The sequence below is a fragment of the Ectorhizobium quercum genome (genome assembly GCF_026552795.1).
In the GTDB taxonomy this organism is placed as follows: Bacteria; Pseudomonadota; Alphaproteobacteria; order Rhizobiales; family Rhizobiaceae; genus Ectorhizobium; species Ectorhizobium quercum.
The window spans coordinates 524943-540376 of sequence record NZ_JANFPI010000001.1 but is presented as its reverse complement, the minus strand read 5'-3'; the positions used below and the strand labels follow the sequence as shown (position 1 = coordinate 540376).

Sequence of the window (15434 nt, the reverse complement as noted above, 5' to 3'; positions counted from 1 at the left end):
TCACTTGAAACGGGAAATGGAAAATGCCGACAGGTCCCGCCCGGGATCGCGGCCCGCCACGAGGCAGGCCGTGATCCGGCCGACAATCGGCCCGAGTGTGTAGCCGTTGGACGTGACGGCGTTGAAGAAGCCCGGCATGGCCGGGTGCTCGCCAAGGATGGGCGCCCCGTCGATATTGATGTTCATGGCCGCCCAGCTGCGGATGACGTGCAGCTTGCGCAGGCCCGGCACCACATGCTGGGCGACCCACAGATTGCCCTCGATGCTGGAAAACAGCGGGCGCGGATGGCTGTGAACGGGATCGAGGCCGGCCGTCCAGCCGCCACCGATCAGGAAATTGCCGTTGGCGGCCTGCTTCAGCGTCAGGTGGCGGTCGGCATGGGCGACGAGATGGGAAATCGCCGGCGCCGCTGCCTCGGTCACGACCATCTGGAGCGGCGCGCCGAAAACCGGCACGTCAAGGCCGAGCATGGCCCCGATGCGCGCGGAAAAGGCGCCCGCCGCATTCACGATCCGCGCCGCCGTCAGCCTGCCGCGCGACGTTTCAACGACGAAGCGTCCATCCTCGGCCGCGATCGACAGCACTTCCGTCCGGTCGAAAATCCGTGCGCCGGCCTTCACCGCCGCGTCCAGAACATGGCGCGTGGCGGCGAGCGGGTTGATCTTGCCCTCCTGCGGGCAATAGGCGGCTCCGATCATGGCCGGCGACAGAGCCGGTTCGAGCCGGTGCAACTCGTCGCGGCCGATGACGTGACACTCCACCCCCGAAGCGCGCTCCACGGCGGTCTTCTCTTCGAGAAAGCGAAGGTGCGCCTCCGTTTCGGCCACCATGAGGCCGCCGGTGATCTTCATCTCGAAATCGGCCCCGAGGCGTTTTTCGAGGCTTTGCCAGAGGTCGATGGAATCGCGTTGCAGCGAAAGCGTGCGGGCAGCCGGCCCACCGCCGCCCTCGGCCCGGGCGCCGTGATCGAAGGAAAGCAGTTGCGCATGCAGGCTGCCGGCATTGCCGCCCGAGGCGAGGCCGCCGGGAAAGGCGCGCTCCAGCACGACGACCTCTTCGCCCGCTTCCGCCAGAAACATCGCGGTCGACAGGCCGGCGATGCCCGCGCCGATAACGAGCGTCGCCACATCCTTCACCGGCAGCGGCTCCGGATGCGGCAGCGGCGGACGCTCCGGCAGAAGCGCGCGCCTGTGGCCGCCCCATTCGGGCTTTTCGACGGCGAGCGCTGCAAGCGGCACCGGCTTCAGCGGCATCTGCGGGGCAAGCAGGCCCTGGGTCTGGGAAACGGGCGCGCCGCTCAGAGCCGTCAGGGTGCGTCCGCAATAGCGGCTCTGGCACCGGCCCATGCCGGCGCGGGTCAGGCGCTTGAGCGTGGCGATGTCCGGCGGCCCCTGCCGCGAAAGCGCGCGCAGCCTGCCGAGCGTGACGCTTTCGCACCGGCAGGCCAGCGTCTCGTCCGGCGCGTCAGGGGATTCCGCCGCCGGGCGGAACATCGTCCACAGCGATGCCTGAAAGGCTTTCGCGCGGGCGAGACGCCGCTCGGCCTTGCCGTCAGGCGTCGATTTCAGGCCGAGTTTCGCAGCGATCGCCAGACCGGCCAGCCGGCCCTCGGCCATCGCGACATGGGCGCCGCCGAAACGCACGGCCTCGCCGACGATGTGGACCGAAGCGAGCGAGCTTTGACCGTCCTCCCCGCACGATGCCCGCAAGGTGCCGTCCGGCCCCACAGCGTGGGCACAGCCGAACAGGCGCGAAAGCTCGTTCGAGGACGTGAAATCGCCGCCGAGCAGCACGGTGTCGGCCTCGACCGTTTCCAGCCCCGCGGGCGATGCCAGCGTGACGCGCTCGACACGCCCCTCGCCCTCGATCGCGACGACGCCGGTTTTCCACAGGACGCGAACCGCCGCCTTTTCGAGCCTGCCGAGTTCGCGCATGCCCTTGAAGGCGAGAGCCGGGTCCCGGCGCAGGACGGCAAGGGCGGCGGCGGGATTACTCCAGGGGGAAGCCGCTCTCTCCGCAAGCGCGGTGATCCCGCCGCCGGCCTTCAGGATTTCACTGGCGACCTGAATGTTCAAAGGGCCGTTGCCGGCGATCACGATGCGTTTGCCAGGAAGCGTGGCATAACTGCGCAGAAGGGTCTGCGCCGCGCCGGCGGTCATGACGCCGGGCAGCGTCCAGCCGGGAACGGCCGCCGGGCGCTCGAAGGCGCCGGTCGCGATCACCAGCATCCGCGGGGCGCAGTAAAACGCACCGTCCGGGCCATGACAGGCGACCAGCGGCAGGCCGTCTTCCTGCAATGCCGCCCCCCAGACGGTGATGCCGGCCAGCAGGGCGACATCGAGCCGTCGAGCCTTTTCGATCAGCGCCGCGCCGTCCTGTGCCTGCCTGTCGCGTGCGAGTGCCGAGGCGGCCGCTGCGGTATTCGCCTGCTTGTAGAACTGTCCGCCGGCGGTGTGCCGCTCGTCGACGACCACGACGGAAGCGCCCGCCGCGGCTGCGGCCACCGCCGCTGACAGCCCGCCCGGCCCGGCGCCGATGACCAGCAGATCCATCGTCCGGCGCGGCAGTTCGGCGGGCACCGCGCAGAGATCGGCAAGCCCTTCATCCATTATGTCCGGCCGCGGCATCTGGCGCTCGATCCGCATGCCTTCGGAAACCGGCGTCATGCATGCCCGCTGGCTGGTGCGCCCGTTCACCGTCACCATGCAGTCGTGACAGACGCCCATGCCGCAGAAAACGCCGCGCGGCCTGTCCGCCACATCGGCGGAAAAGCCGTTCCGGCCCTCCTGCGCCATCGCGGCGGCAATGCTGACGCCCGCATCGACGCGCCGTTCGGCGCCGTCGATGAACAGGGTCAGCTTGCGGTCGGACATCGCGGAAGCGGCCATGATCGATACTCTTCCGGCTCAGACGCTGAAGCGAAGGCCGAAACGCTCGACCAGCGCCTTCATCGCCGCATCCTGCGCGGCCGGCAGGGGCAGGCGCGGCGGCAAGGGCGCACCGGCTTGGAAGCCCATATGCGTGAGCAGCGACTTCGAGCCGGCGACATAGGCCTGCCCGCCGACCGCCTGAATGACCGGCAGCCATTCGAGGTACAGCGCGCGCGCCTCGTCGTATTTCTTCTCGTCGGCGGCCAGCGTGAACATCCGCGACATGACGCCCGGCGCCACGTTCGAGGCGACGGCGACCCAGCCCTCGGCGCCCATGACGAAGGATTCGAAGCCGAGAATGCCGCCGAAGACCGTCATGTTCTTCCCCGCGAGGCGAACGATGTCGCGAACGCGGGTGATTTCGAGCGTCGATTCCTTGACGTAATCGCAGCCGTCGATTTCGGCGATGCGGGCGAGAAGCTCCGGCTTCAGGTCGACATTGGCGGTCGCCGGATTGTTGTAGACCATGACCGGGATCGAGATGGCCGCCGCAATCTGGCGGTAGTGCTCGACCAGTTCGTCGTCGGTCGGGGTGGAATAGAACGGCGGAATGACCATGACGCCGTCGGCGCCCATCGCTTCGGCCTGGCGGCTGAGGCGAACCGCCTCACGGGTGTCCTCGGCGCCGGTGCCGATCAGCACGGGCACGCGGCCTGCCGCCGTCTCGATCACGGTGCGGGCCACGCCGTCACGGTCCTCCTGCGAAAGCGACAGGAACTCACCGGTCGAGCCGAGCGGGATCAGGCCGTGGATGCCCTCGCGGATCTGCCAGTCGGTGAAGGCGGCGAGCGCCTTGAGGTCGACGGCGCCGTTTGCGTCGAGCGGCGTGATCATGACCGTGAAGACACCGCGAAATTTCTTTGCCATTATCGCTTTCCTTATCAAATTCAACGCTTTTCACCGATGCGGACGTTGGCCGACGCCTGCCCGAAACGGCTTTCGATCCGCCGCTGGATAAAGTCCCACGCAGTGGTCAGAAGAAGGTAGTAGATGGCCGCGACCGCGAAGAGTTCCAGCACCATGAAGCGCTCCTGGATCAGAACCTGCGTGCGGCGCAGAAGCTCTTCCATCGAGATGACCGATGTGACGGAGGTCGTCTTGAGCAGGCCGTTCACCGAGTTGCCGAGCGGCGGGATGATGACCTTGAAGGCCTGCGGCATGACGATATGGCGCATGATCTGCCGCTCCGTCATGCCGAGCGCCCGCGCGGCACGCGATTGCCCTTCCGGCACGGCCTCGATGCCGGCGCGGATGATTTCGGCCAGATAGGCCGCCTCGTTGAGCGCCAGGCCGATCAGCGCGGCCTGCACGACCGAGAAGCGGATGCCGACCTGCGGCAGGGCCGTATAGATGACGATCAGCTGCACGAGCAGCGGCGTGCCGCGGAACAGCCAGATGTAGAATTTCGCACTGCCGCGCACCGCCGCGACGTTCGACCGGCGCATCAGCGCCAGAAAGAAGCCGAGGATCAGCCCGCAGACCAGAGAGACGCATGTCAGCCATATGGTGGTGGCGACACCTCCGAGAATGAAAGGATTGAACAGGTATTCGAAGAAACCTGACCAGTTCCAGAACGACATGACGGGGCCTTTCCAGAGCAATCCCGGCACAGGCGTGAAAACGGCCTTGCCCGCGGGATTGCGTCAAAACGGGGAGACAGGGGCGCCGGACCCGGCCGGCGCCCGCAGGACGCGAAGGGAAGATACGGTTAGCGGTTCGGGCCCTTGACGGCGTAATCGCCCTGCACCATCGGCAGGCCGTAGGTATCGAAGAGCTTGCCGAGCGAGCCGTCCGCCTTCATTTCCCTGAGGACGCCCGAGACCGCATCCGCGAGCACGGGGCTCTTGAAGGCGACGGCGACGGGCGCCGGATAAAGCCCGTGGACGGCCCGCTTGAAGTCGCCGCGCGTATCGTATTCCTTGGCCACGGCGTCGATGGAGACCACGCCCTCGACCTGACCGGCGCGCAACGCCTGGAAGGCCAGCGCGAAATTGTCGAAGGTCTGGATCGTCAGACCCTCCTTGCCGGCGGCGCGCAGTTCCGCGTCGAGCGCGCGGGTCTTGTTCTCCTCGAAACCGCCGATCTCGACGCCGACGCGAAGGCCGGCCAGATCGTCCTGAGAGGCGAATTCCTTCGTGCTGTCGGGAGCGACGGAAACGCTGATCGCCTGATCCTCGTAGGGGATCATCTGCATCATGGCCTCGCGCTCGGGCGTCAGGAAAATGCCGGTGTTGATCATGTCCCAGCGGCCCGCCTGAAGGCCGGGAATCATGGCGGAGAATTCGATGCGGATATATTCCGGCGTCAGGCACAGGCGACTGGCGATCTCCTTGCCCAGCTCGACGCGCATGCCCTGAAGCTCGCCGCTGGAAGCGACGAACTGAAGCGGCGGCAGGGTCGGATTGGTCGACATCACCAGCGTGCCGGGCTTGACGAGTTCGGAATCGGCGACTTTCGGAGTGCAGTTTTGCGCAAATGCGACGGAGGAAAGCTGGAACACGGCCAGGGCCGTCAAGGCAGCGATACGAACAGACATGGGGAAGAGCCTCTGGGGTAGGTTTCTATTTTCTCTTGCACGAACCGTTGAATGCTTGCCATGTTCGCATTCAATTGGTATACCAATTTCATACACATCAGAACGTCATTCCGCAAGCCCTCTTTTTCACGGAAGGATGCGGAAAAGAGCGAAGGCGGAACGGTCAGAAAAAATGCGCCCGCAGCCATTCCAGCAAAAGTGTGAAGCGGTTTTGCGTCCGGAAGGGCGCGAAACCGAAAGCGCGAACCTTTTTCACGATTCGGAGAAAGGCGGACACGGCCTAGTATGTGCTGAGAACGCCCTCGCGCACCCGTTCCAGATGCACGGCCATCGCATGGCGCCCCCCTTCGGCGTCACGCGCGGAAAGGGCTTCGAGGATGGCGCGATGGTCGGCAAGGCCGGGCTTGCGCCGGCCAAGCTTGCGCTGGCGCTCGAAGATGGTCGTATAGCGGCGCATCTGCGTGATCGTTTCCGCCATGAAGGGATTGCCGCTCGCCTCTCCTATGCCGTCATGCAGTGCATCGTCGAAACGCCAGACGACCGCCGGGTCGGGATCGGGATCGGCATCGATGGCGTCGAGCATCGCCGCCAGCGCCTCCACCCGGGCGGGATCGATCGTCGCGCAGGCAGCGGCAGCGGCCGCCGGTTCGATCAGCAGGCGCATGGCGAGACTGTTGAGATAATCCTTGAGGGTTATGACCCGGACCGTCAGCACGCCCTTGCTGTTGCGCACCAGCAGCCCCTGCCCTTCGAGCCGGCCGAGCGCATCGCGCATGGGAGAGCGCGAAACACCGAGCCGCATGGCAAGGCGCCGCTCCTGCACCACCGCCCCACCGGAAAGACGCGCCGCCAGAATGTCGTCCAGAAGCGTCCGGTAGGTCTCGTCCGCCAGGCTGCCTTCCGTGGTGGCCACGCTATCACCGTCCATGTCTCCCTCGCCTCCGGGCCGATTCACCGTCCTGAAAGCTATGAACCATGCTATAGGACGGGGAAAGCCTCCCCGCCCCACAAACCGACACATCCGCCTCGAACGCAACAGGACTTTTGACATCGTGACGCACGCCGAAAAACGACCCGCCCCCATGACATCCGACAAGGCAGGCCACAAACTGGCGGCGCTCGCCTATACTGCGGTTTCGGACATGATCCGCCATCGGCGGTTGCGCGGCGGGCACGTCATCGTCGAGGCGCGGCTGGCCGAAACGCTCGGCGTTTCCCGAACCCCGCTGCGAGAGGCGTTGCAACGGCTGGAGGGCGAAGGGCTCGTCCACAAGGGAGACGGCCGCAACTACGTCGTGCGGCAGGTCGATATCGGCGAATATATCCAGAGCCTGAAACTGCGCGCCCTCATCGAGCCGGAGGCCGCCGTCCAGGCGATGGACAGCATTCCCGGCCGCAAGCTCGTCGAGGTGCGCCGCGAAATCGACGACCTGATGGGAGCCACGGCCTATCATACCGATGCCCACTGGTTTTCGGACGACCATCTGCACAATCTGATCATCGACTACTGCGGCAACGATGTGATGGCCGAGGTGCTGCGCGGCCTGCGTTCCACGACGCGCCTGTTCGAGATCGGCAACCTCAAGGACCGCCTGACACCGGATTCGACCGAACATCTGGTCATCGTGGACTCCCTGCAAAGGAAGGACGCCGATGCGGTGAGACGCTCGGTCGCCTCGCATATCGAGAGCCTCATCGCCTTTGCCCGGCGCCACCTGCACGTTCCGGACTGAGGGACGGCGCTCCAGGCCGGCGCGCGCGTCGACCCGACCATGCTACGGCAAGGCGGCCAGTTCAACACCATCTTCTCGCCAATCCGCGTGCGGCTTGTGCATTTTATAGGCACTTTCCTGCCTCGTATGGAAATTGTGCAGAGCACATCGTTTTTGATATTTACAAACAGTCATGATCGTTTGTAGCTTGCTTCGATATCTGGTTGGAGAAAGCCATGCGCAGTTACGTATTTTTTGGCGGCACCGTTTACGACGTGGATAACGGGACGCTGCTGGACGGGGTCGAGGTTCAGGTCGAGGGAGACCGCATCGTCAGGGTTTCCGGGCAAGAAATCCGCGAGGCTGGCGTCGAGCGTATCGATCTGGGCGGACGCACGCTGATGCCCGGACTGGTCGATGCGCATGTGCATGTCATCGCCACGCTCGTGGACCTTGCAAAGAATGCGGAACTGCCCTCCTCGCTGATCGCCCTGCGCGTCCGCTCGATCATGCACGACATGCTGATGCGCGGCTTCACCACCATCCGGGATCTGGCCGGTGCGGATCTGGGACTGAAGCTTGCCGTCGAGGAAGGGTTGATCGACGGCCCGCGGATGGTCATCTGCGGCAAGGCGCTGAGCCAGACCGTCGGCCATTGCGACTATCGCGGCCGCAACGACAGGCGCCCGCTGCACGAAGCCTCGCTCGGCAGCCTCGGGCGCATCGCCGACGGTGTGGACGCGGTGCGCCGCGCCGCAAGGGAGGAGATCAAGGGCGGGGCCGATTTCATCAAGATCATGGCCAATGGCGGCGTCTCCTCGCCGAACGACCCGATCCATGTCCTGCAATATTCCGTCGAGGAAATCCGCGCCATCGTCGAGGAAGCGGAAAATTACGGGCTTTACGTTTCCGCCCACACCTATTCCGACGCCTCCATCCGCCGGGCGGTGGAATGCGGCGTGAAATCGCTGGAGCACTGCAATCTGATCCAGCCGGAAACGGCGCGCATCGCCGCCGAAAGGGGCGCCATCGCCTGCCCCACGCTCGTCGCCTATGAGGGGCTCGCCCTCGAAGGCGCTGCCTTCGGCCTGAGCGCGGATTCCCAGGCGAAGATCGACGTCGTTCGCAAGGCGGGTCTCGAATCCCTGCGCATCATGCGCGAAGCCGGCCTGCCGATGGCGTTCGGTTCCGACCTGCTGGGGCAATTGCACAAGTATCAGTCGATGGAGTTCTCGATCCGGGCGAAAGTCCTGCCCGTGGCCGAAATCCTCCATTCGGCGACGCGCGTTTCGGCGCAACTGTGCCGGATGGAAGAGCAGATCGGCGTCATCGCCGAAGGCGCCTATGCGGATTTCATCGTGGTGAACGGCAATCCGCTGGAAGACATCACCCTTCTGGAGCGTCACGACGAGGGGCTTGCGGCAATCGTCCGCGGCGGCCGTTTCTACAAGAACACGCTCGCGGCCCGGGCGGAATGAACGGATAGGGCGCTCCTTCCTCTCGAAGGATGCCCACGACCGTCTGCAAGAGTCTGAACAAGGCGAACCGGCCGCCTTGTCATGTGTCCGGATGAGGTGGATATGCTTGAAATCAGCGGCGTGACCCGGCAATTCGCAGGCGTTCACGCCCTTTCCGGCGTCGACATGACGATCGGCAAGGGCGGCATTACAGGCGTGATCGGGCCGAACGGCGCCGGCAAGACGACACTTTTCAATTGCATTTCGGGCATCCTGCCGATTTCCAGCGGCGAAATCCGCTTCATGGGCGAACGCATCGACGGCCTGAGATCCGACCAGATTTCCGGGCGCGGGCTGGTCCGCACGTTTCAGCTTGCCCGCGGTTTTCCGAGATTGACCGTTCTTGAAAACCTCCTGCTCTACGGCGCCGACCAGCCCGGGGAAGGATTGCTTCAGGCCCTTGTCCGCAGCCGGGCGAGCATCCGCCGGGAAGAGGAGCTGATCGAAAAGGCGCTCACCATCGCCGGACGGCTGAAACTCGCCCATGTTCTCGACAACAAGGCCTCCGACCTTTCCGGCGGCCAGAAAAAACTGCTCGAAATCGGCCGCGCCCTGATGCGTGATCCGGACATGCTGCTGCTCGACGAGCCAATGGCCGGCGTCAATCCATCGCTCGTCAGGGAGATCGGCGACCGGCTGATCTCCATTGCCGAGGCCGGCATCACCATCGTTCTCATCGAGCATCAGATGGATCTCATCGCGAGGCTTTGCCAGCACGTCATCGTCATGGCCGACGGAAAGCGGATGATCGAGGGCACGTTCGATTTCGTGGCCGGCAATATCGAAGTGCAGAACGCCTACATGGGAACGCGCCGATGACCGTATTGACCGTCGAGAATCTCGTTGCCGGATACACCCCCGGCGACCAGATCCTGAAGGGCCTGAATTTCCGGGTCGAACCGCGCGAGATCGTCTGCATCGTCGGTCCCAACGGCGCCGGGAAGTCCACGCTGCTGAAAACCATTGCCGGCTTGCTGCACCCATCCGAGGGGCGGATCGTCTTCGCCGACACGCCGATCGGCGGCCTCAGGCCGCATGACATCTCCCGCCACGGCATCGCTTTCGTGCCCCAGGAACACAACGTCTTCGGCAACATGACCGTCTACGAGAATCTGGAAATGGGCGGCTACATCAATCCCCGCCAGTTCCGCGAGCGGGCGGAAGAGGTCATGACGCATTTCCCGATCCTCAGGCGCAAGCGCGGCCAGCTCGCCAAGACGCTGTCCGGCGGACAGCGGCAACTGCTGGCGGTCGGCATGGCGCTGATGGTCGATCCCGGCCTCGTCCTGCTCGACGAGCCGACGGCCGGGCTTTCTCCCACGGCGGCCGACGAACTGTTTCAGGAAATCATCAGGCTCCGGGATGTCGGCAAGGCCATCGCGCTCGTCGAGCAGAACGCGCGCGATGCGATGGCCATCTCCGACAGGACCTACATTCTCGTGGACGGCAGGAACAACGTGGACGGCCCGTCCGTCGAGCTTCTGGCCAACAAGGACATCAACCGCATGTTCCTTGGAGGCTGATACCGCATAGATCCAGCAGACCTGTTCGAAAAAAAGGGGAACCACGATGAACAGAAGAGAATTTCTTTCCGCCACCGCCCTCGTTGCCGGCGGGCTCTGCGCACCCGGCCTTCTCCGGGCGGAGACGCCCGTCAAGCTGGGCGTCCTGACACCGCTGACGGGCGCCGGCGCCCAGGACGGCCCCCGTATGGTCCAGGCCATGCAGGCCGTCGCCGACGAGGTCAACAAGGCCGGAGGCGTGCTCGGCCGCCAGATCGAACTGATCATCGAGGACGACCAGACCAACCCGGAAGCCGCCGTGCGCGCCGCCCAGAAGCTCGTGGGCGTCGACGGCGTTCCGGTCATCATGGGAACCTGGGCTTCCGCCGTCACCTCCGCGGTGGCGCCCGTGTGCTGGGAAAGCAGGACGTGCCTGATGACCGTTTCGGGGGCGGATTCCATCACCCAGCTTCCGCATCAGGGCTACATCTTCCGCACCCAGCCGACGACGACCCTGCAGGCGACGAAACATGCCGAGTACATCGCGTCCACCGGTGCGAAGAAAATCTTCTACGTCGCCGTGCAGACGCCGTTCGCCCTGTCGATGAAGGACAATCTGGAGACCGTCCTTGCCGCCAACGGGGCGTCGCTGGTCGGCGGCCTCGTCTATGAACCGTCCAAGACGAGCTATCGCTCGGAAATCGACAGCGCGATCGCGGCGCAGCCCGACCTGATCTATCTCAACAGCTACTCGCCGGACCTGACCGTCTTGCTCAAGGACCTCTACCGCGCCGGCTATGAGGGCGCGAGGTTCACCCAGTCCTACGCCTATACGGCCCAGGTCGCGGAAGGCATTCCCGCCGAGGTGACGGACGGCCTGATCGCCGTGCAGCCTTCCAGCGACGTGGACAGCCAGGCCTATACGCTGGTGCAGGAACGGCTCGGCGCCGCGTCTCCCGATTCCTACGAGGCACAGGCGACGGACTGGATAAGCCTCGCCCTGCTGGCCATCGAGAAGGCGAAGAGCGCGAGCGGCACCGACATTCGCGACACCGTGCGCCTGATCTCGCAAGGCGAGGGCGTCAAGGTGCCGTCCGCCGTCGAGGGCCTGAAGCTGCTGCGCGAGGGCAAGGACGTGAACTACGACGGCGCCAGCGGCGCGTGCGACTTCAACGAAAAGGGTGACATCATCGATTGCCGCTTCCGTTACAGCGAAGCGAAGGACGGCAAGATCGAACTGATCAAGATCGTCTGAACGGGGACGCCGAGATGAACGTTCTCCAACTGCTCGTCAACGGCATCATGGCGGGAAGCATTCTCGCCATACCGGCCATCGGGCTGAGCGCAATGTATGCCGTCCTGCGTTTTCCCAACTTCGCGATCGCCTCGCATGCCACCGTGGGCGCCTTCGCGGGGTGGGTCGCAAACACCGCGTTCGGCCTGCCGGTCCTGCCCTCCCTGGCCGTCGCCTTGCTCGCCGGCGGGGTCGTCGGGCTGCTTACGGACGAGTTCGTGCTGAAGCCCTTCCGTTCCGCAGGCTTCATCACCACGGCCATCGGCTCTCTGGCGCTGACGATCGGGTTGGAGAACCTCGTCCGGCTTTTCTTCGGAAGCGACCTGCGCGGCTACGACCTGCCGCTGGCGCGGGACCTGGTGTTCTGGGGTATCCATGTCGGCCCCCAGCAACTCCAGAACATCGCCGTCTCGGTCGTCGTCATGGGGCTCGTCTTCGGCTTTCTCTCCTTCACCCGGATGGGAAAGGCGATGCGCGCCGTGGCGGACAACCCGCAACTCGCCGATATCAAGGGCATCAACGCGAAAACGGTGGCGCGCATGGTCTCCTTCATGGGGATGGGGCTCGCCGGGCTGGGCGGCATGCTGATCGGCCTCGATTCCTCCATCGATCCGCTGACGGGCTTCCGGGCGATGCTGCCGATTTTCGCCGCCGCGGTGGTCGGCGGGCTCGGCAGCATTCCCGGCGCCGTCGCCGGCGCGATGGTGGTCGGCATCGCGGAAGAGCTTTCCCTGCTGGCGCTGCCGGCAAGTTACAAATCGTCGATCGCCTTCCTGGCCATCATCGTCATCCTGACGATCCGTCCGCAAGGCATTCTCGGGCGGGAGGCAGCCTGAAATGGAAATCTATCTTGTCAGCATGACGGTCGTCGCCGGAATTTACGCGGTGATGGCGCTCGGTCTCAACGTGATGTGGGGCATGGCGGGGCTGGTCAATCTCGGCCTGGTGGGCTCGGCCGCCGTGGGCGCCTATACGAGCGCGCTTCTCACCAAGTCCCTCGGCCTTCCGATCGGCGTCGGCATGCTGGCCGGCGCGCTCGCCGCCGCCGCCGCCGGGGCGTTTCTCTCGCTGGTCAGCAGCCGGCTGAAAGATCATTATCTTGCCATCGTCACGCTTGGCTTCGCCGAGGCGATCAGGATCGTCGCCTCGAACGAGATCTGGCTGACGAACGGGACCGACGGCATTTCGGGCATTCCCCGCCCGTTCCGCTCAGAGGTGACGACGCTCCAGTTCAACCTGATCTACCTGGCGATCGTCGCCGCCGTCGTGCTGGCGCTTTACGTCCTGTGCCAGCGCATCCTCTACTCGCCCTTCGGCCGGGTTCTCCACGCCATTCGCGACGACGACGTCGTCGTGGGGGTTGCCGGCAAGAACGCCCGGCTCTTCAAGGTGACGGCCTTTGCGATCGGCAGCGGCATCGTCGGCCTGGCCGGCGGGCTCTACGCCCACTACACCTCCTTCATCTCGCCAGAGCTGTTCGTGCCCCTGATGACCCTTTACGTGAAGCTCTCGCTGCTGGCCGGGGGCGTGGGCAACAACCGCGGCGCGGTGGTCGGCGCGGCGGTGATCATCCTCATCCTCGAGGGAACCCGTTTCCTCGTTCCCTTCATTCCCTACATCACGCCGCCCCAGGGCGCTGCGCTGCGCGAACTCTTCCTGAGCGCCACGCTGCTCATCGTTCTCCGGTTCCGGCTGAAAGGCCTCGTTCCGGAAGCGCACGACCATCTCATTGTCCGGCCCGGCGCGACCCCGTCCCGATAGACGGCGAGCATTCATCGCTGGCGGCGGCGATTCCGGCCGTTTCCGCCATCGGGCAGATCAGAAAAGGCAGTATATGTTCATGCATGACAGGAAACCCACCCTCGACGATATCGCTCGCCTCGTGTCCGTCACCACCGGCCCGCTCGATCCGGCCGGCGCGTATCGGGCGCTCGATGAAATCGTCGCGCAGCGCTACGGGCACAAGCTCTTCACATTGTTCCGCTTCATCGAGAAGGACATGGAAATCGAGCGGCTTCATTCCAGCAATCTCGACGCCTATCCCCTGCTGGGGCGCAAGAAGAAGCAGGACACCGTCTGGGGCGAGACGGTTCTCGACCGGGGCGAGGTGCTGATATCGAGGAACCGGGACGACATCCGCAACAACTTCACGGATTTCGCGACGATTTTCGACCTCGGCATCGGAGGCATGATTAACGTTCCGCTGATCTGGAACGGCAGCGTGATCGGCTCCGTCAACATTTCGCATGACGAAGGCCGTTTCACCGCGGCGGACTCCGGTTATCTGAAGATGCTTGCCGGCATCGTCGCGCCGGTCGTTGCCGCGACGTTCAGGCCCGCGTGAAGCGGCTCTCGGCCGGTGCGGTCATTCGGCGCGACGCCTTGATTTTTCGTGAAAGCCTATTCCCCATACCGGTATCGTCTAGTATCAGCTTTCGAAAGACGAGCGGATACGGATGGCGGACCGTGGCGGCGAAATGAGAACGAAACGGAGCCCGATGACGAGAAAGCGCAGGGTCACACCGGCCAGAAGGCGGACACAGGCGGAGCGGTCGGAAGAGACCCGGAAGAAACTCTGCCAGGCCGCCCTGGATGCAATGAACGAGGTGGGTTACGGACGTTTCTCGACGGAAGATGTCGCCTCGCGCGCCAATGTATCCCGCGGTGCGTTGACCCACCAGTTTCCGAGCCGGAATGCGCTGATCATCGCCGCGTTCGAATATCTGATCTCCTCGTGGGAAGAGGACTGGGTCGCGGCCAACGAAAACGATATCCGCCGCATGGCCGTGACCGACATCACGGATCTGCTCTGGGAGAAGCTGTTCCAGGCCGGCAACTATATCGCGTCGCTGGAAATCATGCTCGCCTCGCGAAACGACGACGAACTCGGCAACGGCATCCGCGAAATCATGGTGCGCTGGGCCTCGCACCGCGACAGGCTGCTGGCGAAATTGCTCGGTTCGCCGCTGAGCGACCCGAAGACGAGCCGTTTCATTCAACTGAACCTCTGCGTCATGCGCGGCATCGCCCTCCACAACAGCTTCAGTTCCGATTCCACCAAGGACACCCAGAAGCAGCTTCTGGAGGAATGGAAACGAATGCTGTCGGTGGCCAGCAACCTGAACTCCTGACAGGCGGCCGGTGCGGTCGATGCCATCGCCGTCGCCAACCAGGGCGAAAGCTGTCTCTCCTGGGATGCGCTGACCGGCACGCCCCTTTCGCCGGTCATCGTCTGGCAGGATGCCCGCACGCCGAAGCGCGGTCGCGCGAAATCTCCGGCTTGACGCTCGATCCCTATTTCTCCGCAAGCAAGCTCGGCTGGCTTCTGCGCAACGTTCCCGCCGTCGAAGCCGCGCACAAGACCGGACGGTTCTGGCGATCGAAGGCGGCGTCTATGACGCCGGGGCCGCCATCGAGTGGGCCCGGCGCCTCGGTCTCTTTCAGGACGCAGCCGCGCTGGACGGTTTCGAAGGCCCGAGCGCCGCAAGCCGCGGCATCGTCTTCGTCCCTGCCCTGTCCGGGCTTGCCGCACCCTTCTGGGACAGGACGGCCGCGCCGCTCTTCATCGGCATGGACCATGCGACCGGCAAGCAGGATCTCGTGCGGGCCGTACTGGAAGGCATCGCCATGCTGACGGCGATCCTGATCGACGAGGCGGGCAAAGCCGCTCCATCCCACGACCCGATCTCCATCGATGGCGGCCTGTCGCAAAGCGGCGCTTTCGCCGGAATGATCGCCTCGGCCTGCGGCCGGAAAATCCTCGTGCCGCCGATGCACGAACTGACCGCCATCGGGCTGGCGGAGCTTTGCGGTCTCGATATCCGCACAAAACTCGGCAATCCGCGGGAATACGATCCGGGCAATGCGATTTCCGCAGCCGATCGTCGCCGTTTTCGCGAAGCCCTGGCCCTGTCACACGGCTGGCGCCGCTGACCCCGCAGG

At 64.8% G+C, this 15434-nt stretch carries 15 protein-coding genes; 10 read left to right on the top strand and 5 right to left on the bottom strand.

What is annotated here, in order from left to right:
* The 5 genes from NOF55_RS02465 to NOF55_RS02445 all read right to left on the bottom strand — a co-directional run bounded on the left by NOF55_RS02465 (position 1) and on the right by NOF55_RS02445 (position 6395).
* A complete protein-coding gene (locus NOF55_RS02465) occupies positions 1-2889 on the bottom strand; it encodes an FAD-dependent oxidoreductase (protein ID WP_306409721.1) in 2889 nt (962 codons plus the stop codon).
* 18 nt (positions 2890-2907) lie between these two features.
* Entirely contained in the window at positions 2908-3798 is an 891-nt protein-coding gene (locus NOF55_RS02460) for a dihydrodipicolinate synthase family protein (protein ID WP_306409720.1), read from the bottom strand.
* Between the two features lie 20 nt (positions 3799-3818).
* On the bottom strand, positions 3819-4511 hold the full coding sequence (locus tag NOF55_RS02455) for an amino acid ABC transporter permease (protein ID WP_306409719.1): 693 nt from the start codon (positions 4509-4511) through the stop codon (positions 3819-3821).
* A gap of 128 nt (positions 4512-4639) precedes the next feature.
* Positions 4640-5467, bottom strand: a complete 828-nt coding sequence (locus NOF55_RS02450) for an ABC transporter substrate-binding protein (protein WP_306409718.1) — start codon at positions 5465-5467, stop codon at positions 4640-4642.
* Positions 5468-5747: 280 nt separating this feature from the next.
* Positions 5748-6395 (bottom strand): GntR family transcriptional regulator, encoded by a 648-nt coding sequence (locus NOF55_RS02445; protein ID WP_306409717.1) that lies wholly within the window; start codon positions 6393-6395, stop codon positions 5748-5750.
* A gap of 154 nt (positions 6396-6549) precedes the next feature.
* Here NOF55_RS02445 and NOF55_RS02440 point away from each other — a divergent pair, with 154 nt between their 5' ends.
* The 10 genes from NOF55_RS02440 to NOF55_RS02395 all read left to right on the top strand — a co-directional run bounded on the left by NOF55_RS02440 (position 6550) and on the right by NOF55_RS02395 (position 15425).
* Entirely contained in the window at positions 6550-7200 is a 651-nt protein-coding gene (locus NOF55_RS02440) for a GntR family transcriptional regulator (protein ID WP_306409716.1), read from the top strand.
* 215 nt (positions 7201-7415) lie between these two features.
* Complete coding sequence (locus tag NOF55_RS02435) at positions 7416-8657, top strand: metal-dependent hydrolase family protein (protein ID WP_306409715.1); 1242 nt, start codon at positions 7416-7418, stop codon at positions 8655-8657.
* 102 nt (positions 8658-8759) lie between these two features.
* Positions 8760-9515, top strand: coding sequence for an ABC transporter ATP-binding protein (locus NOF55_RS02430; RefSeq protein WP_306409714.1), 756 nt, complete (start codon positions 8760-8762; stop codon positions 9513-9515).
* Positions 9512-10219: an ABC transporter ATP-binding protein gene (locus tag NOF55_RS02425; RefSeq protein WP_306409713.1), complete on the top strand. Its 708-nt coding sequence runs from the start codon at positions 9512-9514 to the stop codon at positions 10217-10219. The genes NOF55_RS02430 and NOF55_RS02425 overlap by 4 nt, the downstream gene beginning before the upstream one ends.
* A gap of 46 nt (positions 10220-10265) precedes the next feature.
* A complete protein-coding gene (locus tag NOF55_RS02420; RefSeq protein WP_306409712.1) occupies positions 10266-11453 on the top strand; it encodes an ABC transporter substrate-binding protein in 1188 nt (395 codons plus the stop codon).
* A gap of 14 nt (positions 11454-11467) precedes the next feature.
* Entirely contained in the window at positions 11468-12328 is an 861-nt protein-coding gene (locus tag NOF55_RS02415; protein WP_306409711.1) for a branched-chain amino acid ABC transporter permease, read from the top strand.
* A 1-nt stretch (position 12329) separates the two neighbouring features.
* On the top strand, positions 12330-13253 hold the full coding sequence (locus NOF55_RS02410) for a branched-chain amino acid ABC transporter permease (protein WP_306409710.1): 924 nt from the start codon (positions 12330-12332) through the stop codon (positions 13251-13253).
* A 73-nt stretch (positions 13254-13326) separates the two neighbouring features.
* A complete protein-coding gene (locus NOF55_RS02405) occupies positions 13327-13836 on the top strand; it encodes a GAF domain-containing protein (RefSeq protein ID WP_306409709.1) in 510 nt (169 codons plus the stop codon).
* 112 nt (positions 13837-13948) lie between these two features.
* Positions 13949-14623: a TetR/AcrR family transcriptional regulator gene (locus NOF55_RS02400; RefSeq protein WP_306409708.1), complete on the top strand. Its 675-nt coding sequence runs from the start codon at positions 13949-13951 to the stop codon at positions 14621-14623.
* A gap of 109 nt (positions 14624-14732) precedes the next feature.
* Complete coding sequence (locus tag NOF55_RS02395) at positions 14733-15425, top strand: FGGY-family carbohydrate kinase (RefSeq protein ID WP_370868876.1); 693 nt, start codon at positions 14733-14735, stop codon at positions 15423-15425.
* The last annotated feature ends 9 nt before the right edge of the window (positions 15426-15434 follow it).